General features: G+C 70.3%; 20 protein-coding genes. 13 read left to right on the top strand and 7 right to left on the bottom strand.

Going from position 1 to position 19,738, the window contains the following annotated elements:
- Window positions 1-101 precede the first annotated feature (101 nt).
- Entirely contained in the window at window positions 102-1,094 is a 993-nt protein-coding gene (locus KLK06_RS02965) for an Lrp/AsnC family transcriptional regulator (protein ID WP_214633679.1), read from the top strand.
- A 61-nt stretch (window positions 1,095-1,155) separates the two neighbouring features.
- Window positions 1,156-1,353 (top strand): hypothetical protein, encoded by a 198-nt coding sequence (locus KLK06_RS02960; protein ID WP_214633678.1) that lies wholly within the window; start codon window positions 1,156-1,158, stop codon window positions 1,351-1,353.
- 66 nt (window positions 1,354-1,419) lie between these two features.
- Here the strand turns inward: KLK06_RS02960 and KLK06_RS02955 are convergent, their stop codons facing one another.
- The gene (locus KLK06_RS02955) at window positions 1,420-1,815 is read right to left on the bottom strand and encodes a helix-turn-helix domain-containing protein (RefSeq protein WP_214633677.1); all 396 of its coding nucleotides are present in this window, start codon (window positions 1,813-1,815) and stop codon (window positions 1,420-1,422) included.
- 69 nt (window positions 1,816-1,884) lie between these two features.
- On the opposite strand from KLK06_RS02955, the gene KLK06_RS02950 reads away from it, so the two are divergent.
- Entirely contained in the window at window positions 1,885-2,364 is a 480-nt protein-coding gene (locus KLK06_RS02950; protein WP_214633676.1) for a nuclear transport factor 2 family protein, read from the top strand.
- Here the strand turns inward: KLK06_RS02950 and KLK06_RS02945 are convergent.
- Window positions 2,353-2,841: a MarR family winged helix-turn-helix transcriptional regulator gene (locus KLK06_RS02945; protein ID WP_214633675.1), complete on the bottom strand. Its 489-nt coding sequence runs from the start codon at window positions 2,839-2,841 to the stop codon at window positions 2,353-2,355. The genes KLK06_RS02950 and KLK06_RS02945 overlap by 12 nt on opposite strands.
- An 83-nt stretch (window positions 2,842-2,924) precedes the next feature.
- On the opposite strand from KLK06_RS02945, the gene KLK06_RS02940 reads away from it, so the two are divergent.
- Window positions 2,925-3,872, top strand: coding sequence for a zinc-binding alcohol dehydrogenase family protein (locus KLK06_RS02940; RefSeq protein WP_214633674.1), 948 nt, complete (start codon window positions 2,925-2,927; stop codon window positions 3,870-3,872).
- Window positions 3,873-3,898: 26 nt separating this feature from the next.
- On the opposite strand, the gene KLK06_RS02935 is transcribed toward KLK06_RS02940, so the two are convergent.
- Window positions 3,899-4,300 (bottom strand): helix-turn-helix domain-containing protein, encoded by a 402-nt coding sequence (locus KLK06_RS02935; protein WP_214633673.1) that lies wholly within the window; start codon window positions 4,298-4,300, stop codon window positions 3,899-3,901.
- A gap of 116 nt (window positions 4,301-4,416) precedes the next feature.
- On the opposite strand from KLK06_RS02935, the gene KLK06_RS02930 reads away from it, so the two are divergent.
- Window positions 4,417-5,046 (top strand): NADPH-dependent F420 reductase, encoded by a 630-nt coding sequence (locus KLK06_RS02930; RefSeq protein WP_214633672.1) that lies wholly within the window; start codon window positions 4,417-4,419, stop codon window positions 5,044-5,046.
- 44 nt (window positions 5,047-5,090) lie between these two features.
- Here the strand turns inward: KLK06_RS02930 and KLK06_RS02925 are convergent, their stop codons facing one another.
- Window positions 5,091-6,599: an FAD-dependent monooxygenase gene (locus KLK06_RS02925; protein WP_214633671.1), complete on the bottom strand. Its 1,509-nt coding sequence runs from the start codon at window positions 6,597-6,599 to the stop codon at window positions 5,091-5,093.
- A gap of 57 nt (window positions 6,600-6,656) precedes the next feature.
- Between KLK06_RS02925 and KLK06_RS02920 the strand changes: the two genes are divergently transcribed.
- The 5 genes from KLK06_RS02920 to KLK06_RS02900 all read left to right on the top strand — a co-directional run bounded on the left by KLK06_RS02920 (window position 6,657) and on the right by KLK06_RS02900 (window position 12,095).
- Window positions 6,657-6,854, top strand: a complete 198-nt coding sequence (locus tag KLK06_RS02920; protein WP_214633670.1) for a helix-turn-helix domain-containing protein — start codon at window positions 6,657-6,659, stop codon at window positions 6,852-6,854.
- A gap of 7 nt (window positions 6,855-6,861) precedes the next feature.
- On the top strand, window positions 6,862-7,329 hold the full coding sequence (locus tag KLK06_RS02915) for a Clp protease N-terminal domain-containing protein (protein WP_214633669.1): 468 nt from the start codon (window positions 6,862-6,864) through the stop codon (window positions 7,327-7,329).
- A gap of 50 nt (window positions 7,330-7,379) precedes the next feature.
- Window positions 7,380-8,126, top strand: a complete 747-nt coding sequence (locus tag KLK06_RS02910) for a class I SAM-dependent methyltransferase (RefSeq protein ID WP_214633668.1) — start codon at window positions 7,380-7,382, stop codon at window positions 8,124-8,126.
- Between the two features lie 241 nt (window positions 8,127-8,367).
- Complete coding sequence (locus KLK06_RS02905) at window positions 8,368-11,370, top strand: AfsR/SARP family transcriptional regulator (protein ID WP_214633667.1); 3,003 nt, start codon at window positions 8,368-8,370, stop codon at window positions 11,368-11,370.
- A 62-nt stretch (window positions 11,371-11,432) separates the two neighbouring features.
- Window positions 11,433-12,095 carry a M15 family metallopeptidase gene (locus KLK06_RS02900; protein ID WP_214633666.1) on the top strand — a complete coding sequence of 221 codons (663 nt, stop codon included), beginning with the start codon at window positions 11,433-11,435 and terminating at the stop codon, window positions 12,093-12,095.
- A gap of 55 nt (window positions 12,096-12,150) precedes the next feature.
- Here the strand turns inward: KLK06_RS02900 and KLK06_RS02895 are convergent, their stop codons facing one another.
- Entirely contained in the window at window positions 12,151-13,905 is a 1,755-nt protein-coding gene (locus tag KLK06_RS02895) for an FG-GAP-like repeat-containing protein (RefSeq protein WP_214633665.1), read from the bottom strand.
- 514 nt (window positions 13,906-14,419) lie between these two features.
- Between KLK06_RS02895 and KLK06_RS02890 the strand changes: the two genes are divergently transcribed.
- The 3 genes from KLK06_RS02890 to KLK06_RS02880 all read left to right on the top strand — a co-directional run bounded on the left by KLK06_RS02890 (window position 14,420) and on the right by KLK06_RS02880 (window position 17,159).
- Window positions 14,420-14,656, top strand: coding sequence for an SHOCT domain-containing protein (locus tag KLK06_RS02890; protein ID WP_214633664.1), 237 nt, complete (start codon window positions 14,420-14,422; stop codon window positions 14,654-14,656).
- Between the two features lie 134 nt (window positions 14,657-14,790).
- Window positions 14,791-15,720, top strand: coding sequence for a sulfite exporter TauE/SafE family protein (locus KLK06_RS02885; protein WP_214633663.1), 930 nt, complete (start codon window positions 14,791-14,793; stop codon window positions 15,718-15,720).
- A 50-nt stretch (window positions 15,721-15,770) separates the two neighbouring features.
- On the top strand, window positions 15,771-17,159 hold the full coding sequence (locus KLK06_RS02880) for a tetratricopeptide repeat protein (RefSeq protein WP_214633662.1): 1,389 nt from the start codon (window positions 15,771-15,773) through the stop codon (window positions 17,157-17,159).
- Window positions 17,160-17,201: 42 nt separating this feature from the next.
- On the opposite strand, the gene ald is transcribed toward KLK06_RS02880, so the two are convergent.
- Window positions 17,202-18,317, bottom strand: a complete 1,116-nt coding sequence (gene ald, locus KLK06_RS02875) for an alanine dehydrogenase (RefSeq protein ID WP_214633661.1) — start codon at window positions 18,315-18,317, stop codon at window positions 17,202-17,204.
- Window positions 18,318-18,345: 28 nt separating this feature from the next.
- Window positions 18,346-19,728, bottom strand: coding sequence for an aspartate aminotransferase family protein (locus KLK06_RS02870; RefSeq protein WP_214633660.1), 1,383 nt, complete (start codon window positions 19,726-19,728; stop codon window positions 18,346-18,348).
- Window positions 19,729-19,738 lie beyond the last annotated feature (10 nt).

The raw sequence follows: 19,738 nt of genomic DNA, 5'->3' as shown, positions 1-19,738 counted from the left end.
GGGTCGGGGATATTCCGCGCCCACTGTGCTGCGGGGTGACACCCTGTTCCCATCCGTAGGCCATAGATCATCCTTTTTCCCCAATGGAGCAAGAAGAAGCGATGGAATCCGACATGTTCACTGACCTGGATCGCCAGATCACCCACGCGTTGCAGGTCGACGCTCGCGCGCCGTTCAGCCGGATCGGCGAGGTGCTCGGCGTATCGGACCAGACGGTGGCCCGCCGGTATGCCCGGCTTCGCTCCGCCGGCCTGCTGCGGGTCGTCGGGCTGGCCAACCCGCTGCTGACCGGGCATGTCCACTGGTTCCTGCGACTTCGGTGCGCTCCCGGGGCGGCGCCTCCGATGGCGGAGGCGCTGGCTCGCCGCGATGACACCTCCTGGGTCTACCTCACCTCGGTGGGCACCGAGATCTTCTGCGCGGTACGCGCCCAGCCGGATGAGAGCGGCGGCGAGGAACTGCTCAAGCGGCTGCCCCACACCCCTCGGCTGCTCTCTGTGGAGGCGCACCGTGTCCTGCATCTGTTCTACGGCGGCTCCCTCAGCCTGCTGGAGAAGTACCCCGCCCTGAGCGAGGAGCAGGTGGAACGCCTGAAGGAGCACGTCGAGCCGGCCACGCCGCTCGTCGATCTCGAACTGACCGCCGCCGACCGCCGGATCCTGGCCGTTCTCCGCCATGACGCCCGCGTACCCATCACGCGACTCGTCTCGGAGACGGGCATGTCAGCGATCACACTGCGGCACAGAATGGCCGCGCTGCGCCTGAGCGGCGCCATGTATTTCGACGTGGAGTTCGACCCGCGGTTGTTCGGGCTCGGGCTGCGGACCATCATCTGGCTCACCGTCTCCCCCGCGAATCTCAAATCCATAGGGCAGGCGTTGGCCGGGCACCGCGAAACCGCCTTCGTCGTGGCCACCACCGGATCTTCCGGCCTGTGCGTCAGCGTGTCCTGCGAGGACGGGGCGGCGTTGTACGACTACCTCACCAGCCGGGTGGCGCCGTTGCGCGGCATTCACCACCTGGAAACGGCACCCGTGCTGCGCGCCGTGAAATACGGGGGCTCTCTGACCAATTCGCCCCCGCATCGCTTCTGAACCTCTCTATCGCGAGATCACTGGATTTCCCGATGCCCTTGAACAGCGTGTCGTCCGCGCCTTGATCACCATCCCCAGACCCGACTCGCAAAAGACGTACACCGTTATGTTGTCGCGCTCGGCGACGTCCATCCTGGAGCATTCCGCATCGGCAGCAGGTCACAACATCGTGGTGTTGCTGGAGCGTGTCGGTGTCGGATTGGATACCGCAGGTCCTGAAGGGGCTTCGGCACAAGCGAAAGAAGAAGATAAAGGCTGAAGATTAGTCAGACCGAGCACATAATTGTCGTCGCTACGCAGCCACGGATTTTCGCAATCCCAACGTTCAGCCGTTATCACCATCGTAAACGGCTTGGGCAGTGGCGATCGTGTCTCTGTGCCGCTCCGCCCAAGCTGTCAACGCCAGCAGTGCGTCGTGAAGCTCTTTCGCTGCGTCGGTGAGGTTGTACTCGACTTTGGGCGGCACGCTCGGATACACCGTGCGGACAAGGAGTCCGTCGCGCTCCAACTTGCGGAGGTTCAGCGTCAGCATCCGGCGGCTGATGCCGGTCAAGGTGCGCTCCAGTTCGCTGAACCGGACCGGTCCTCGCGCCGCCGCCACCAGGATCCCGATGCTCCACTTGCCCGCGACCCGATCAAGCACTTCGGCAACCGGGCACGCCGCGCTGACCGGGGATGACACATCGCTGTTACTGCGGGACAAAATAGTGCCTTCTTCCATCGGCATTCATGCTGGCTGAACATGTTCCGCATGACAACTTGCTGTGTCGACCAGGCGGAGGCTGAGCACATGAAGGACACCGGTGGCGCCATGGCGGCCCGGATTCACCGCCTTGAGATCCGGGCCGAGCTGTCCGACCTGGTCGCCCGTTACGGCTACGTACTCGACGCCAGAGACTGGGACGGCGTTGTCTCGTGCTTCGCGCAGGACGGCGCCTTGGCCTTCGAGGGGGGTTCCGTTGCCGGCCATGCGGCGCTGAGAGACTTCTATGCCGAACGGGTGGGTGCATACGAGTTCACGTTTCACTATCCGCACTCGCACGTCTTCGAGATCACCGACGACCACCTCAATGCGACCGGAATCGTGAGCGCTCACGCCGAGCATGGCCTGGATGGTGCCTGCCTGCTCGCCGGTGTGTACTACCACGACGACTACGTGCATGAGGACGGGCGGTGGCGCATCGCCCGCAGGGAGATCAGGTCCCGCTACTTCCTCCCGTGGCGGCCGGGCAGTCATGCTCTGCCGTCTTCCCCCGACTCAGGTCGATAGGGGGCGAGGGGATGTCGGCTTCGGGGGTCGGAGGGTCTGTTCGACCAGGGTTTCGGTGGCTCGGTCGAGGAGGTCACAGAACTGCCGGTGCTCAGCGGGGGTGAACTTGTCGATGAAGGCTTTCTCGAGCACGTTGACTTCTTGGTAGGCCTTGTCGAGGAGGCCCTGGCCGGCGTCGGTGAGGTTGGCGATCATGACCTTGGCGTGCACGGGTGATGGCTGCCGGTCGATGAGGCCCTTGGACTGCATGCCGGTGAGGACCGTGGCCATGCTCTGCTGGGTGACGCCGCAGGCGCGGGCCAGTTGGGCGCCGGACATGCCTTCATCGCGGGAGAGGGTGAGCAGCACCGCGTACTGGGTCATGGTGAGCCCATAGGTACGCAGGACGGCTTCGTGGTGGGCCGTCAGAGCCTGCTCGGCGCGGCGGATCCTGGTGCATAGGTATTCCTCGGCGGACACGTCGACCACGTCTGTCACAGCTTCCTCACTTGACTCAGTTACCTGAGACTCGCTACCTTCCGAGTATCAGGATACTGAGTCAAGCAAGAAGGTTGTGAACTATGAAGGCTGCAGTGCTCGCCACCGATGACCAGTTCCGCGTGACCGAGATCGCCGAGCCCGTCCCGGGGCACGGGGAGGTGGCGATCCGGGTCGCTTATGCGGGTGTGCAGTGGGGGGATGTGCTCGTCCGTGACGGTCACTTCCCGACTCCTCGTCCCTTCGTGCCCGGCTTCGAGGCGTCCGGGCAGGTCATCGCGGTCGGTGAGGGTGTCGATCCGGCACGGGTCGGTGAGCAGGTCATCGCGCTGACCAGTTCGGGCGGCTTCGCGGAAGTCGTTGTCGTCTCCTCGGTGCTGGCGATAGCGGCGCCCACCGTGGACTCGCGGACCGCCGCCGCGTTCGGCTGGGTCACCTCCACCGCCTACGACCTGATCAACACTGTCGCGGGTGTCCGACCGGGCCAGAGCGTGCTGATCCACGCGGCGGCCGGCGGGGTCGGTACGCTCGCGGGGCGGTTCGCCCGGGCCGCCGGCGCGGGGCGGGTCGTAGGTGTCGTGGGCAATCCGGGGCAGGTCGACTACGCGCGGCAGCTCGGTTATGACCGGGTGCTCAGCCGCGAGGAGTTCCCCCAAGCTCTGGACGGGCAGCAGTTCGATGTGATTCTCGACCCCATCGGCGGCCCGACCCGGCTGGTCAACCTGGAACGCCTGGCACCGCACGGCCGGATCGTGGTCTACGGCAACATCGCCACCTTCGAGCCGGTCTCGGTCTCGGCCAACGATCTGCTGATGCAGGGCACGTCGATGCTGACCTACAACAGCAACCTGCTCAGCCAGACCCATCCCGAGCGGCTCGCCGACAGCGTACGCCGCGCGCTGGAACTGGTCGGGGACGGCACGGTCGGCATCGATATCACCGCCGAATACGAGCTGGCCGACGTCGAGACCGCCATCGCCGATCTCGCCGGTGGAGCGACCCACGGCAAGAGCATCGTCCGGATCGGCTGACGCCGACCCGGGCCTGCCCGGGGGTTTCAGCGGTCGCGTGCGTCGTACGCCTCGCGGGCGCTGTCGATCCGGTCGATGTTCTCCTCGGCCCATCGCTTCATGACCGCGATCACCGGCAGCAGGCTCCGGCCCAGCTCGGTGAGCGCGTAGTCGACGCGGACCGGCACCGCGGGAGTGACCGTACGCGAGATCAACCCGTCGCGTTCGAGGCGGCGCAGTGTCTCCGTGAGCATCTTCTGGCTCGCGCCCGCGATCGTCCGAGCCAGGTCGCCGTAGCGGCGCGGGCCCTCGGCCAGTTCGTTGAGCAGGACGGCTACCCATTTGTCGCCGATGCGGTCGATCAGCCGGTTGGTCGGGCAGGCGGTGAAACGGGCCTGGTATGAGACCCGGCCCTCGACGCGCCGCTGGGCGGCGGTGCGCGTGGTCATGGCATCCCTTCGCGTGCGCTGGACACTTTGAAGTGCGTACTGCCGTTCGACCGTAGCACCGCCTAACTTCGCTCATGAACAGGGCGAACCCCGCCCGATCAAGGAGTGAAGAGACCATGACGACGATCACCGTCCTCGGCTCGGGCAACGTGGCCCGGGCCCTTACCGGCAGGCTGCGCGACGCGGGGCACGAGGTCATCGTGGGCTCTCGTGCCCCGGACAAGGTCGCCGCCGATTTCGGGGTACGGGTCGCCGGTCTGCGTGAGGCGGCGGGGTCGGCGGAGGTGGTGATCAATGCCATGCCCGGCGAGGTGTCGGTGGAGGTGTTGACCGGGCTCGCGGCGGAGCTGGCGGGCAAGGTGCTGGTCGACATCGCCAACGCCACCGCATCCGACTCGTACGGCTTCGCTTCGGCGCTCCTCTATCCGGGCAGCAGTCTCGCCGAGGAGATCCAGCGGGCGTTGCCGGACGTACGCGTGGTGAAGACACTCAACACCATGCACTCGTCGGTCATGGCCGATCCGGCCCTGCCGGCCACGCCGCCCACCGCCTTCCTGTCCGGTGATGACGCCGACGCCAAGAAGGTCGTCGGCGGGCTGCTGGCCGAGCTGGGCTGGGCGCCGGAGTGGATCATCGACCTCGGCGGAGTGGAGACGGCGCGGGCGCCGGAGGCGTTCCTGCTGATGGTCGGTGGCCTTGTCCGCGCGCTCGGGCCCGTGCCTTTCGCGATGGCCATCGCTCATTGACGTTCAAGAACTCCGCCGAGTACGAACGATCCCACCGGCCAAGGTCAAGGGGTGAGCAAGGTGGTCACCGCCTCGGGCAGGCCGTCCGTACCCGCCCAGGCCACGTAGCCGTCGGGGCGGATGAGGAGGGCGTCGGCGGGCGGGGCCGCACAGTGAGCGCCGACGACGCGGAGGCGGCCATCGCCGACCAGTTCCCCCAGGTCCGACGCCACCGGACGCCGGCCGACCAATCCGCCCGGGTCCGAGGGCGTGGGGCGCAGGTCGAGGAGCAGCCAGTCGGCCGATCGCATGAGCTCCGCCACGCGGGTCGGTCCGTCCGCGGTGGTCAGGGGCAGGTCGGGGGCGAAGCGGCCGGTCAGTGGGTGGGGTGCGGTGCCGTACCGGATGTCGGAGCCCTGAAGCATTTCGCCGAGGCGGCGCAGGGGCTGCTCGAGGGCGAACAGTTCCGTGAGGAGGTCGCGCAGGGCCGTGCCGTCCTCGTCGGTGAGGCGCTCCAGGGTCGCCTGGGCGCGGGTGTGGCGCAGGGTGTGGGCGGCCACCGGGCGGCGTTCGGCCTCGTACGTGTCGAGCAGGCCGGTCGGAGCATGGCCGTGCAGGTGGGCGGCCAGTTTCCAGGCGAGGTTGGCGGTGTCCATCAGGCCGACGTTCAGGGCCGAGCCGCCCGCCGGGAACAGATGGGCGGCGTCACCCGCCAGGAACACCCGGCCCTCGCGGTAACGGTCGGCGAGGCGGGCCTGCGAGACCGTGCTCGACAGCCAGATGGGCTCGCCGAGCGGCAGATCGACGCCGATGACCCGGCGCACCGCGTCCTCGAACTCCGCCAGCGTGACGACCGTCCCGGCCGCCGCCCCCTTTTCGCGTACGCCACCAACGACGGCCTTCTCGCGTACGGCGGCGATGTGGACGCCGGGCCGGAGCGAGGTGAGCAGTAGGCGGCCGTTCGGGGTGCGGTTCCAGCCCGGCTGCAGGCCGTTGGCCTGCGGGCTGTCGAAGATGGACGCATGAGGGGCCTTGAAGTGGCCGAGCAGCAGCACCTCGTCGTCGGTCGTGCCGGGGAAGCCGATGCCCGCCTGTTCGCGGACCAGACTGCGGCCGCCGTCGCAGCCGACGACATAGCGGGCCCGGAGCCGGAAGCCGTCACCCTCCAGCGTCACGCCTTCGTCGTCCTGGGCGAGCGTTCTCAGCCGCTGGCCCCATCTGACCTCGGCGCCGAGCTCGGCCGCGCGCTCGCCCAGCAGCCGCTCCAGGCGCGGCTGCTGGATCATCAGCAGGTGTAACGGGACATCGCCGCCCAGTTCGGCGAAGTTCAGGGGCACCGAGCCGAACGGGAAGCCCGGCGCGGGCCCGGCGAACGGGCTGCCCGCGCTGAACCGTTCGAGCAGACCCCGGTGGTCGAGCAACTGGACGATCTGCCCGCCCAGGCCGTTGGCCTTGGGGAGGTCACCAGGCTCGGCTCTCTTCTCCAGCACGATCGTACGGACGCCGGCCAGGCGCAGCTCGCACGCCAGCATGAGCCCGGCGGGGCCCGCTCCTATGATCACTACTTCTTCCATGGCCGTCAGGCTAGATTGACAAAGGCGATTCTGTCAATCTAGCCTGACGTCGTGGACATGGGAGAACTCTCTGAGCGCATCAAGTCGAACGACCCCGCCATGGGACTGCGCGCGGTCGGCGCCCTGCACCGGCTGGCCGAGCAGGTCGAGGCCGTCTCCGTGGCCCTGGCCAGGGAGCAGGGGTGGACGTGGGAGCAGATCGGCGACGCGCTCGGCATGTCACGGCAGTCGGTGCACGCGAAGTACGGGAAGTGAGGTTCGTATGTTCGGGATAGAGAAGAGCCCGTTCGCGATAGTCGTGACCGCAGCGCTGGAGGAGGCCAGGCAGCGGGGTGATCGGCGGCTGGGGACCGAGCATCTGCTGCTCGGGCTGCTGCGCGATCCGGGCCAGGCCCCCGCCCGGGCGCTCGGCGTGGATCTGGACCGGGCGCGGGCGGCCCTCGAAGAGCTCGACCGGGCGGCGCTGCGGGCGCTCGGGATCGACGTGGGCGAGGTGCCGCCGGCCCGGCCGCGCAAGCATCCGGCGGTGCCGGGCACCGCGCTGACCTCCAGCGCGCGGGCGGCGATCAACCAGTCGATCAAGGCGACGACCCGCAAGGTCAGGAACACCGCCGGCCCGGCCCAGCTCCTGCTGGCCCTGCTCGCCCAGGGACGGCCCGATCCGGTGGCCGCGCTGATCGACCACCTCGGCATCGACCGCGCCGAGGTCCGGGACCGGCTGGCCGCCTAAGGGCCGGAAATCGGGTTGATCGCGACCTACCCCCCTGACAGGCTCGAATGATGAACCGCACGTTCGACGACCTGGTCGAAGAGGCCGCATCGGTCTCCGTGGACGGCTGGGACTTCTCCTGGCTCGACGGCCGGGCGACGGAGGCCCGCCCTTCCTGGGGGTACGCCCGGCTCCTGGCCGGCCGGATGGCCACGGCCGAGGCCGCGCTCGACATCGAGACCGGCGGCGGCGAGGTCCTGGCCGGCGTCCCGAAGCTCCCGCCGATCACCGTCGCCACCGAGTCGTGGCCGCCCAACCTCGCCCTGGCCGCCAGGCGGCTGCGTCCCCGCGGCGCCGCGCTGGTGGCCGACGACGACCAGCCGCGCCTGCCGTTCCGCGCGGACACCTTCGACCTGGTCGTCAGCCGCCATCCGGTGCACACCTGGTGGGCGGAGATCGCCCGGATCCTCAGGCCGGGCGGCACCTACTTCTCGCAGCAGGTCGGCTCGCGCAGCGTCGTCGAGCTGAGCGAATACTTCCTGGGCCCGCAGGACGGCTCCGGCCGCTCCCCTGAGAAGGCCAGGGCGGCGGCCGAGCAGGCCGGGCTCACCGTGGCCGACCTCCGGGCCGAGTCGCTGCGGATGGAGTTCCGGGACATCGGCGCGGTGATCTACTTCCTGCGCAAGGTCATCTGGACCGTGCCGGGCTTCTCGGTCGGCCGCTACCGGAAAGAGCTGCGCGAGCTGCACGAACGCATCCAGGAAGAGGGGCCGTTCGTCGCCCATTCCACCCGTTTTCTGATCGAGGCCAGGGCCTAGTACTCCAGTGGCACTTCGCGATCATGGCTCGGATCTGCGCTGGTAGTGGCGGCGTCGGGCGGTGGCCTGGTGTCGGTGGTGCTGGGCGGCGGCGATGGCTGTCAGCTGGACAAGTCGCTCGTGTGGCGCGGCAAGGAACTGCAGGCTGACTGACTGACCGATTTCCTCCTCGGGGCGGTGGCGTACGGGGTCCCGCGGTGTTATCACTGCGGGGACAAGGTCACCGCCCCGAGGGGGATCAGTGGAGTTCCGTCTGCTCGGCCCCGTCGAAGCCTGGGACGGCGGCAAGCGCCTGGCACTGGGCGGCCCGAAACCCCGCGCCCTCCTGGCCGCGCTGCTGCTGGCCGACGGGAAGGTCGTCTCCAGTGAGCGGCTCGTGGACGTGCTGTGGGGCGACGACCCGCCGCGCAGCGCCTCCGCGCTCGTCCAGACGTACGTGTACGGCCTGCGCCGCACGCTCGCGGACGGCGGCGAGGCGGAGGTGATCGAGACCAGGCCGCCCGGGTACGCGGCCCGGTTCCAGCCCGGCCGGCTCGACGTGGAGTCGTTCGAGCGGATGGTCGCCGAAGGCCGGCGGCACGCGGCGGACGGTGGGCACGACCGCGCGGCCGAGAGCCTGCGCGCGGCGCTGGCGCTGTGGCGCGGATCGGCGCTCGGCGGCATCGGGCACGTGCTGCGCGGCGAGGCCGCCCGCCTCGACGAGACGCGGCTGCTCGTCCAGGAGGAGCTGCTTCACGCAGAGCTGACGCTGGGCAGGCACGCGGAGGCGGCCGGCGAGCTCACCGAGCTGGTCCGCCTGCACCCCACCAGAGAGCGCCCCCGCGCCCTGCTCATGAGGGCCCAGTACCGGCTGGGCCGCCAGGCCGACGCGATGGCGGTCTACCACGAGGGCCGCAAGGCGCTGGCCGACGAGCTGGGCGTAGATCCCGGCCCCGAGCTGCAGGAACTGTACGAGGCGGTGCTGCGCGCGGACCCCGCCCTGGACCCCGCTCCGGCGCTGCCCAAATCACAGCCGGTCCCGGCGCACCTGCCCCGCGGGGTCGCCGACTTCACCGGCAGGCAGCGCCAGCTCGCGGAGCTGACCGCCCTGCTCGGCGCCCCCAGCGACACGGTCACGGTGTGCGTCATCTCCGGCAAGGGCGGGGTCGGCAAGTCGACGCTCGCGGTGAAGGCCGCTCACGAGGCGTCCCCGGCCTACCCCGACGGGCAGCTCTACGCCGACCTGCGCGGCGTCACCGGCTCTCCGGCCCCGGCTTTGGAGGTGCTCGGCCGTTTCCTGCGGGCGCTCGGCCTGCCGCCGTCCGCGATTCCGTCGACGGTGCCCGAATGCGTGGACGCCTACCGCAGCGCCCTGCACGGCCGACGGGTGCTCGTGGTGCTCGACGACGCGGGCTCCGAGCAGCAGGTACGCCCCCTGCTCCCGGGCAGCCCCACCTGCGCCGTGCTGATCACGGCCAGGCGCAGGCTCGCCGGCCTGGACGGGGTGCGGGTGAGCGACCTCGACGTCTTCGACACCCCTGCGGCAGTGGACCTGCTCGCCCGCATCGCCGGTCCTGAGCGCGTACGGGCGCAGACGGAGGCGGCCGGGCACATCGTCCGCCTCTGCGGTCATCTGCCGCTCGCGCTGCGCACGGCAGGCGCGCGGCTGGCGGCCCGCCCGAACTGGCCGCTCGCGACGCTGGCCGGACGGCTGGCCGACGAACACCGCCGCCTGGACGAGCTCACCGCCGGCGACCTGGAGGTACGGGCCAGCGTCGCGCTCAGCTACCGGGGGCTCGACGAGGGAGCGAAACGGGCGTTCCGCCTGCTCGGGCTGCTGGGCGTGCCCGACTTCGCGTCCTGGGTGCCCGCGGCGCTCCTGGACGTGCCCGAGACCGAGGCCGAGGAGGCCGTCGAACGCCTGATGGACGCCCAGCTCCTCGACGATGTCGCCGTGGACGCGGCCGGGCAGGCCCGCTACCGCCTGCACGACCTCCTGCGCGTGTACGCGGCCGAACGCGCCGAGGCCGAAGAGCCGCCCGAGGAGCGCGCGGCGGCCGTGAACCGCGCCCTGGGCGGCTGGCTGTGGCTGATCACCCGGGCCGCCGCCGCCCGGCCGCTGGGCGCGCTGACGCTGCGGCGCGAGTACGCCATGGCCAGGCCCGTCGACGCGGACGTGGCCGACCTGGTCACGTGGTTCAGCGCCGAGAGCCCCGCCCTGGTCGTCGCGGTGGAGCGGGCGGCCGCCATGAACCTGCACGAGGTGGCCTGCGAGGTGGCCGCCGCCCTGTGCTCCTCCTCGTTCTCCGTGGACACCCGTTTCGAGGAGTGGCGGCGTACACACGAGTCGGCGCTGGGCGCGGCACGGCGGGCGGGCGATCCGCTGGCCGAGGCGACGCTTCTGGTGGGGCTCGGCCAGCTCCGCTACCGGCAGGACCGCTATTCGGAGGCGCAGGCGTTCTTCCACCAGGCGCTGCCGCTGCTGCGCGCGGGTGGCGACGCGCACGGGCAGGCGGTGGCCGTCGCCGGCATCGGCAACGCCTGCCGCGAGCTGGGCGATCTGGCCGCGGCGCTGGCCCACCTGCGGGACGCGGCGGAGGTGTTCCGCTCGCTCGGCGACGACGCCGGGATCGGGCACGTCAACCGGCTGGCCGGATCGGTGCTGCTCGAACAGGGTGAGTTCGCCGCCGCCCGCGAACTGCTCGACGACGCCCTGGCCGCCTTCCGCAGGCTGGGCAGCAAGCGCGGCGAGGGGATCACGCTGCGTACCATCGGCCTGGTCCACCGGGCCGTCGGCGAGTTCGGCCGGGCCGAGGAGATGAGCGCGCGGGCGGTGGCCCTGCTGCGTGAGGCGGGCGACCCGCTGATGCTCGCGTACTGCGTGCAGGCCCTGGCCAAGACCCGCATCCGGCTCGGCGGCGACGCCGGCATCCTGCCCGAGCTGCGGGAGGCGATGGAGGTGTGCGAACGGAACGACGACCGGTTCGGGATGGCGCTCGTCGAGCGGACCGTCGGCGAGCTGCATTTGGCCCACGGCAGGCACGCGCAGGCCGAGGAGCATCTCGGCCGGGCCGTCGCGCTGTGGGACCGGCTGGGGCTGCCGCTGTTCCGCGCCCGCACCCTGCGCGACCTGGCCGCCGCCCGCGAGGCGGCCGGGGACGCCCCCGCCGCCGCCTCCATGCGAGCCGCGGCGCTCGCCGTCTTCGCCGAGTACGGCACCCGCGAGTACGGCGAACTGCGCTCGTCTGGTGCTTTTCTGGAGTGAATTTGGAGTGCCCTCGCTCAACGTCCTCCTAAACAGCCCCTTTTCTGTGCAAGGAGAGCGTCGTGCCGGACATCATCCTCATGTCAGACCCCAGAATCAGCGAGATTCCCGTCGAGGATCGCGCGGAGCCGCTGGCAGACCTGCGCACCGTCCCCGGCCTGCGGCTGGACCAGCGGATGGCGGACCCCGGCGGAGCGTACGCGCACGTCCGCCAAGGTCACGTCGAGCGCCTCCTGCGCGCCCAGAACGGCCTGCCCGACGGGCTGCGGCTGCTCGTAGTCGAGGCGTACCGGCCGCCCGCGCTGCAGGAACGGTACTTCCAGCGGTACGCCTCGCAGCTCGGCGCGGACAACCCCGACTGGTCGCCTGAGCACGTGTACGTGCAGGCCAGCCGTTCCCTGGCGCCGCCCCACATCGGCCCGCACGTCTGCGGCGCGGCGGTGGACCTCACCCTGTGCACCGGCGACGGCGCCGAGCTGGACATGGGCACCGAGGTGAACGCCAGCCCGGAGGAGAGCGACGACGCCTGCTACACGGCCGCGCCGAACATCTCCAAGCACGCCCGCGCCAACCGGGAGATCCTCATCGGCGTCATGTCCGCGGCCGGGTTCGTCAACTACCCGACGGAGTGGTGGCACTGGTCGTACGGCGATCGTTACTGGGCCATGACCACCGGCGCTCCCGCGGCCCTGTACCCCCTGATCGAGTGGTCGCCGCGTACATGAGTTCGACCGCCGCGGTGATCGATGATCACCGCGGCGGTCGCGTGTGGTGAGGACCTTAGATCGGCTTGGTACGGAACTGCTCCCAGTTGCCCGCTCCGGAGTCCCAGGTCATGGTGGGCGGGTTGAAGCCGCCGCCGGTTTTGGCGGTCCAGGTCCACAGGCCGGTTCGGGCGCCGGGGTAGTCGTAGAAGGTGCTGATGTCGGTCATGTTGTCGCCGTTGAAGTCACCGGTGACGGCTTTGGCGCGGGGCTGTTCGAAGTTGCCCGCTCCCGAATCCCAGGTCATGATGGGCGCGTTGAAGCCGCCGCCGGTTTTGGCGGTCCAGGTCCACAGGCCGGTTCGGGCGCCGGGGTAGTCGTAGAAGGTGCTGATGTCGGTCATGTTGTCGCCGTTGAAGTCACCGACGACGGGCTTGGCACGGGGCTGTTCGAAGTTGCCCGCTCCCGAATCCCAGGCCATGACGGGCGCGTTGAAGCCGCCCCCGGCCTTGGCGGTCCAGATCCACAGGCCCGTGCGGGCCCCGGAGTAGTCGTAGAAGGTGCCGACGTCTGCCAGGCCGTCACCGTTGAAGTCACCCGCGACGGCCTTGGCGCGCGGCTGTTCGAAGTTCCCCGCTCCCGAATCCCAGGCCATGACGGGCGCGTTGAAGCCGCCCCCGGCCTTGGCGGTCCAGGTCCACAGGCCGGTGCGGGCGCCGGGGTAGTCGTAGAACGTACCGATGTCTGCCAGGCCGTCGCCGTTGAAGTCGCCGGTGACGGCCTTGGCGCGGGGTTGTTCGAAGTTGCCCGCGCCCGAATCCCAGGACATGACGGGCGCGTTGAAGCCGCCGCCAGCCTTGGCGGTCCAGATCCACAGGCCCGTGCGGGCGCCGGAGTAGTCGTAGAAGGTGCCGACGTCTGCCAGGCCGTCACCGTTGAAGTCACCCGCGATGGCCTTGGCGCGCGGCTGTTCGAAGTTGCCCGCACCCGAGTCCCACATGCTGACCGGCGGGTTGAAGCCGCCCCCGGCCTTGGCCGACCAGACGAACAGGACCGTCCGGGCCCCCGGGTAGTCGTAGAACGCGGCCACGTCGTCCAGCCCGTCACCGTTGAAGTCGGCCCGAACGTCACTGGTGCCGCTCGCGTCGGTGGCGGGAGTGGCGGGCGGACCATCCTCGGCGCCCAACGGCGCGGAATAGCCAACGATGTCGATGTTCGTGCGCGAGTAGCTGTTCTCCTTGACGCGGTCGCCGCTGTTGCCCTCGATGGTGTAGACGGTGGTGGCGTTCGAGGACTTGACGATCCCGACATGGTCGATGTCGCCGCTCTGGTCCCAGTCGAAGACGACCGCGTCGCCGGGCTGGGGGGCGTAACCGGTGGAACGCGCGTGCCAGGTCCCGTGCTTGGTGCCGTAGTCCTTGAAGGAGCTGGCCCAGCCGGTGAGCACGCCGCCATTGGTCTCGGAGACGTCGGCGTCGGGCACTCCCGCGTTCTTCCACACGTACTTGGAGAAGTCCGCGCACCAGTCGCTGTCCCGCCACTGCACGCCGTCCGTGGCCGGGCAGCCACCCGCCGGCTTCCAGGACCGGAAGTACCCGGTGTAGTAGTTGCAACCACTGCCCATCGGCTCTTCGTGGTTGCGGGAGGCGTTGGCGAACTGGCTCTGCGCGACGCCGACGATGTCGCCGCGCGTCACGGCCGCGGCGGGCGCGGTCGTCGCGGCGACCAGCGCCGAAGCCAGGAACGCCGTGGCCGTGGCTCCCGCGCCCAGCCGTAAAAGGAGTCCGGCGACGTTCTTGGACGTCGGTGCCGGGGGGTTCTGCTCGCTCATGGCGGGTCCTTTCTCCAGGGGTGCTGACCTCTGTGAGAAAGGCTCGGCCGGGGCGCTCCAAGTACTCTCGAATCGTGCTCCAGCACCTTCTATAGAGGCGCGGCGCGCTCTGTAGAGGCCGGTCGCCGGGCCTGATTCCGGTGGCTGAGGGCGTGGGCTCGCCCTGGCCCTCCTGACAGCCATCGCCGCCGCCCAGCCGCCCAGCACCACCGACGACCGCATCCCGCTGACCTTGCCCGAGATCCGCCAGCCGCTGGACACACTCAAGCTGACCAGGCACCGCTCTATCACGGACATTCTGCGCTGGTCAGATTGGCGCCGCCGACACCAGGCCACCGCCCGACGCTGCCCCTACCAGCGCAGATCCGAGCCATGATCGCGAAGTGTCACTGGAGTGCTAGCCGGCTACCACCGCGGGTGTACGACGAACGAGGCCGAACACTCCCCTGGGTGGAGGTCAGGACGCGCCATGGGTCTGATGTGCCGGGCTCATCCGGCGGCGACCCTGGAATACATGAACACGATGACGCATTGGGGCTGGGGCGCTGGCTTCTGGCCGATCATTCCGGTTCTCTGGGGCCTGTTCTGGGTGGCAGTCGTCGCTCTGGGCGCCCGGGCCTGGCAGAAGGGCCGGTGGCGTACCGAGGTCAGAGCGACGGGGTCGGCGGAGCGGATCCTCGCCGAGCGATACGCTCGCGGCGAGATGACCGACGACGAGTACTTCGAGCGGATGTCGGTGCTCAAGAGCTAACCGTCCCGGTGGGTGAAAGAACTGTTACTGGCCGCATCCGATTCGCAACGTTACGTTGCTTCTAGGGACTGTCGAGAAGTGGGGACCCTTATGCAGTCGATCGCCCGGTTCCGCGGCCAGAGCAGCTACTGAGCGTGCAGCCTTTCGCTCTGCTCGCCAGCGGGCTCGCCGCCGGACTGGTGGCGGGGACCGCGTCCTGTACGGCGGTGCAGGGCGGTCTGCTCGTCGGCCTCACCTCGGGCGGCTGCGAGCGGCCGTCGCGCGATCCGGTGCTCGTGGCCTGGTTCCTCACGGGCCGCCTGGTCTCCTACTCGGCCGCCGGAGTGCTGCTTGGCCTGGCCGGTTCGGCTGTCAGCCTGCCCCCGGAGGTGCGGGCGCTGCTGCTGGTGGCGGCGGGCATCACGGTCATCGCGTACGCGATCAGGCTGCTCCGCAGGCGGCGATCCGGCTGCGACGAGGCCCCCAGGCGTGCGGCCCGCAGCGCGCCCCTGCTGGGCGCGGCGACCATCCTCATCCCCTGTGGCGTGACGCTCGGCATGGAGATGGTCGCGGTCTCCAGCGGCTCGCCGCTGGGCGGGGCGGCGGTGATGGCCGGGTTCGTGCTCGGCACCGCGCCTGCCTTCGCGCTGCTCGGCTGGGTCCTGCGGCGGGTCTCGCGGACCAGGCTCGCCAGGCTGGCCGGGGTGGCGGCGCTCGTGGCCGGCCTGTGGACGGTCGGCTCCGGGGTCAGCCTGGGCGGCTGGCTCGCGACTCCGGGGACGGCCGCCGGTGAATACACACGCGCGGCCACCGCCGAATCCACAGCCGCCGCAGGGCAGGGCGCCCGTACGGTCACCGTCTGGGCGACCCGCGACGGCTACCGGCCCGGGATGGTGACCGCCCGCGCCGGAGTGTCCGTCGAGGTCGTCTTCAAGCTGGCCGACCAGGGCTGCACGCGGACGGTCACGATCGCCGGGCGGGACTTCGCCCTGCCCGCGACGGTACGGCTGCCGCCACAGCGCCCAGGGTCGCTTCGCTACGTATGCGGGATGGGGATGTACAGCGGGTACATCAACTTCTCCTAGCGTCGGCGATTACTGTTCGCATTCTCTCGATTACCTGGCACCCTGTGCGCATGGCGTGGTGGCAAGAGGAGGTGGCGGCGCCGGCCGTTCCGGCGCCACGCGTAGGAGACGAGCCTGAGCTGCTGATGGCCGCGCAGACGGGCGACCCGCAGGCGGCGCACCGGCTCGGCCGGCTCTGCGCGCAGCGCGGGGACCGCTCGGCGGCCAAGGAGTGGTGGGAACGGGCGGCGGCGGGCGGCAACATCGACAGCGCCTACAACCTGGGCGTCTGGCACGAGAAGCACGGCAGCCTGGAGGAGGCCGTCTCCTGGTACAAACTGGCCGCCGCCACCGGTGACGTCGAGGCCGCGGTCAACCTGGCGACGCTGTTGCTGGAGCAGCGCGGAGACGTCGAAGCCGCCAGAAGGTGGTTCGAGACCGCGGCCCGCGAGGGCTCCAGGACGGCCGCCCGGCGACTGGCGCTGATCTGCGAGGACGGCGGCGAGGTCGCGGCGGCGCGCGAGTGGCACCGCAGGGCGGCCGCCGACGGCGACGCGGCCTCCGCGCACGATCTGGGCTTCCTGGCGTACGCGGCGGGTGAGGACGAGGAGACCCTGCACTGGTGGGAGTGCGCCGCGCGCCAGGGCCATGCCGAGTCGGCCTACTGTCTCGGGCTGTTCCTGCAGGCCAGCCGCGACCCCGAGGGAGCTGAGGCCTACTACCGGCTGGCCGCCAAGAGCGAGCATCCGGGCGCCGCCTCGCAGCTCGGCGGCATCGCGCTGGGCCACGGGGACCTGCGTACGGCCCGCGCCTGGTACGAGCGGGCCGCCAACGCGGGCCGGCTGGCCGATCAGCGGATGGCCGGGTTCGTCTGCGTCGAGCTCGGCGACCCCGCGGGGGCCGGCCACTGGTTCGGCCGGGCGGCGGCCAGCGGCGACGCCGAGTCCGCCTTCCACTTCGGGCTGCTGCTCATCGCCGAGTTCAGGGATCTGGCGGGCGGGCGGCACTGGTTCCGCCAGGCCGCGCTGGCCGGGCATCACCAGGCGGCCATCGAACTGGCCGGGCTGCTGTCGGCGTCCGGAGAGATGGACGAGGCCGCGCGGTGGCTGGCCGACCCGCCGCCTCCGGCGTGGAACCGGCTGGCCGAGCCCGAACTGGCCGCGCGGGCCGAGCTGGCCGCGGCGGCCACCGGCCGCAGGGGCGGCGTCTCGCTGGGCGTACCCGAGCTGGCCGAGATCCTCGGCACCTGGGACCTGGCGACCAGGCCGCTGCACGACCACGCGGACGTGCTGGGCTGGCTGGTACGGCGCAGCGGGCTGCACTCCAGCGCGATCGAGTACCTGGCGTCGGTACGCGGCACGCTGCTGCGTCCGGGCAGCGCGCCCTGGCCGAGCCCCGGCGAGATCGACCACGTGCTGGCCACGGCCCGCGACCTGCGGCAGCGGCTCGGCGTCCGATAGCGCTGCTCGCTATCGGACGCTCAAGCTACTGCCTGAAGGGGCTCAGGCGGCGAGGACTTCGGCCACCGGCGTGAACGGGAGTTCGAGCGCCTGCGCGACCGGGCCGTTGGTGAGCAGCCCGGCGTAGGTGTTGAGCCCGCCCGCCAGGCCGGCGTCGGCCTTGAGCGCCTCCCGCCAGCCCTGGTCGGCCAGCTTGACGGCGTACGGGAGCGTCGCGTTGGTCAGGGCGTAGGTGGAGGTGTTGGCCACCGAGCCCGGCATGTTCGCCACGCAGTAGAAGATCGAGCCGTGCACGGTGTAGGTCGGCTCGGCGTGCGTGGTCGGGCGCGAGTCCTCGAAGCAGCCGCCCTGGTCGATGGCGATGTCGACGAGCACCGAACCCGCCTTCATGCGCGAGACCAGGTCGTTCGAGACCAGCGTCGGAGCCTTGGCGCCCGGGATCAGGACCGCGCCGATGACCAGGTCGGCCTCCAGCACCGCCTGCTCGATCGCGTACGACGTCGAGACCAGCGTCTTGAGCCGGCCCTGGTAGATGGCGTCGATGAAGCGCAGGCGGTCGACGTTCGTGTCGAGCACGGTGACGTCCGCGCCCATGCCGACGGCGATCTGGGCGGCGTTCAGTCCGGAGACGCCGCCGCCGATCACGACCACCTTGGCCGGTGCCACGCCGGGCACGCCGCCGGGCAGCACGCCGCGCCCGCCGTTGAAGCGCATCAGGTTGTAGGCCCCCACCTGCGGGGCCAGCCGGCCCGCGACCTCGGACATCGGGGCGAGCAGCGGCAGCGTGTTGCCGACCTGCACGGTCTCGTAGGCGATGCCCGTCGTCTTCGCGCCGAGCAGCGCGTCGGTGCACGGCCGGGAGGCGGCCAGGTGCAGGTAGGTGAACAGCACCAGGCCCTCGCGCAGCCGGTGGTACTCCTCGGCGATCGGCTCCTTGACCTTGAGCACCATCTCCGCCTCGCCCCACACGGCGTCGGCGCTGTCGATGATCTTCGCGCCCGCCGCCAGGTATTCCTCGTCCGGGATGTGCGAGCCCAGGCCCGCGCCTCGCTGGACGGTGACGTCATGGCCGTGGCGGACCAGCTCGTGCACGCCTGCCGGGGTTGCGGCGACTCGATATTCGTGGTTCTTGACCTCGGCAGGCACGCCGATCTTCATCGTGGATCCTTTCGGTAATCAGCGCTGTTTAGAGGCGAGCCCACGCTTCGGTGAGCACGTTGCGGAGGATCGACCCGATCTCGTCGAACTCCTTCGGCCCCGCGATGAGCGGCGGCGCGAGCTGGATGACGGGGTCGCCACGGTCGTCGGCGCGGCAGTAGAGCCCGGCGTCGAACAGCGCCTTCGACAGGAACCCGCGCAGCAGCCGCTCCGACTCCTCGGCGGTGAACGTCTCCTTGGTGACCTTGTCCTTGACCAGCTCGATGCCCCAGAAATAGCCGGCGCCCCGGACGTCGCCGACGATCGGCAGGTCCTTGAGCCCGTCGAGGGTGGCCTGGAAGAGCGGCTCGTTCTTGGTGACGTGGCCGAGCAGGTCCTCGCGCTCGAAGATGTCGAGGTTGGCCAGCGCCACGGCCGCGGAGACCGGGTGGCCGCCGAAGGTGTAGCCGTGCGCGAACATCTCGTCGCCGTTCTTGAACGGCTCGAACAGCCGGTCGTGCACGATCATCGCCCCGATGGGCGAGTAGCCGCTGGTCAGGCCCTTGGCGCAGGTGATGATGTCGGGCACGTAGTCGAACTTCTGGCCGCCGAACATCGTGCCGAGCCGGCCGAAGGCGCAGATGACCTCGTCGGAGACGAGCAGCACGTCGTACTCGTCGCAGATCTCGCGCAGCCGCTGCCAGTAGCCGGCCGGCGGCGGGAAGCAGCCGCCGGCGTTCTGTACCGGCTCGGCGAAGACGGCGGCCACCGTGTCGGGGCCCTCCATCTCGATCGCGCGGGCGACCCGGTCGGCGGCCCAGATGCCGTACTCCTCCGCGCTCATCCCCTTGACGCCGGTGATCTCGTCGGCGCGGTAGTAGTTCGTGTTCGGCACCCGCACCGAGCCGGGCACGAGCGGCTCGAACATCTGCTTGAACGCCGGGATGCCGGTGATCGACAGGGCGCCCTGCGGGGTGCCGTGGTAGGCGATGTTGCGGCTGATGACCTTGTGCTTGAGCGGCTTGCCGACCAGCTTGTAGTACTGCTTGGCCAGCTTCCAGGCGGACTCGACCGCCTCGCCGCCGCCGGTGGTGAAGAAGACCCTGTTGAGGTCGCCCGGGGTCAGGCTCGCGAGCCGCTCGGCCAGCTCGGCCGCCTTCGGGTGCGCATAGGACCACAGCGGGAAGAAGGCCAGCTCCTGCGCCTGCTTGGCGGCCGCCTCGGCCAGCTCGCTCCGGCCGTGACCGGCTTGGACCACGAAGAGTCCCGCCAGGCCGTCCAGGTAGCGCTTGCCGTGGATGTCGTAGATATAGGAGCCCTCACCGCGAACGATGGTCGGGATCTCCGCCTGCTGGTAGGCGCTGTGCCTCGTGAAGTGCAACCACAGGTGATCCTGCGCGGCCTTGAGGATCTCGTTTTCCGGCTGCGTCATGTTTATCTTC

Origin of the sequence: Nonomuraea sp. NEAU-A123 (genome assembly GCF_018603905.1) — a bacterium.
Classification (GTDB): domain Bacteria; phylum Actinomycetota; class Actinomycetes; order Streptosporangiales; family Streptosporangiaceae; genus Nonomuraea.
This window is presented reverse-complemented; position numbering and strand designations above follow the sequence as displayed.

Bases quoted from the DNA above. Each gene is read 5' to 3' on its own strand.
- KLK06_RS02895 (WP_214633665.1), bottom strand. From the start codon at position 13,905: ATGAGCGAGCAGAACCCCCCGGCACCGACGTCCAAGAACGTCGCCGGA.
- KLK06_RS02940 (WP_214633674.1), top strand. From the start codon at position 2,925: ATGAAGGCTGCAGTGCTCGCCACCGATGACCAGTTCCGCGTGACCGAG.
- ald (WP_214633661.1), bottom strand. From the start codon at position 18,317: ATGAAGATCGGCGTGCCTGCCGAGGTCAAGAACCACGAATATCGAGTC.
- KLK06_RS02870 (WP_214633660.1), bottom strand. From the start codon at position 19,728: ATGACGCAGCCGGAAAACGAGATCCTCAAGGCCGCGCAGGATCACCTG.
- KLK06_RS02935 (WP_214633673.1), bottom strand. From the start codon at position 4,300: ATGACCACGCGCACCGCCGCCCAGCGGCGCGTCGAGGGCCGGGTCTCA.
- KLK06_RS02950 (WP_214633676.1), top strand. From the start codon at position 1,885: ATGAAGGACACCGGTGGCGCCATGGCGGCCCGGATTCACCGCCTTGAG.
- KLK06_RS02910 (WP_214633668.1), top strand. From the start codon at position 7,380: ATGAACCGCACGTTCGACGACCTGGTCGAAGAGGCCGCATCGGTCTCC.
- KLK06_RS02925 (WP_214633671.1), bottom strand. From the start codon at position 6,599: ATGGAAGAAGTAGTGATCATAGGAGCGGGCCCCGCCGGGCTCATGCTG.
- KLK06_RS02965 (WP_214633679.1), top strand. From the start codon at position 102: ATGGAATCCGACATGTTCACTGACCTGGATCGCCAGATCACCCACGCG.
- KLK06_RS02890 (WP_214633664.1), top strand. From the start codon at position 14,420: ATGAACACGATGACGCATTGGGGCTGGGGCGCTGGCTTCTGGCCGATC.
- KLK06_RS02930 (WP_214633672.1), top strand. From the start codon at position 4,417: ATGACGACGATCACCGTCCTCGGCTCGGGCAACGTGGCCCGGGCCCTT.
- KLK06_RS02955 (WP_214633677.1), bottom strand. From the start codon at position 1,815: ATGGAAGAAGGCACTATTTTGTCCCGCAGTAACAGCGATGTGTCATCC.
- KLK06_RS02880 (WP_214633662.1), top strand. From the start codon at position 15,771: ATGGCGTGGTGGCAAGAGGAGGTGGCGGCGCCGGCCGTTCCGGCGCCA.
- KLK06_RS02920 (WP_214633670.1), top strand. From the start codon at position 6,657: ATGGGAGAACTCTCTGAGCGCATCAAGTCGAACGACCCCGCCATGGGA.
- KLK06_RS02915 (WP_214633669.1), top strand. From the start codon at position 6,862: ATGTTCGGGATAGAGAAGAGCCCGTTCGCGATAGTCGTGACCGCAGCG.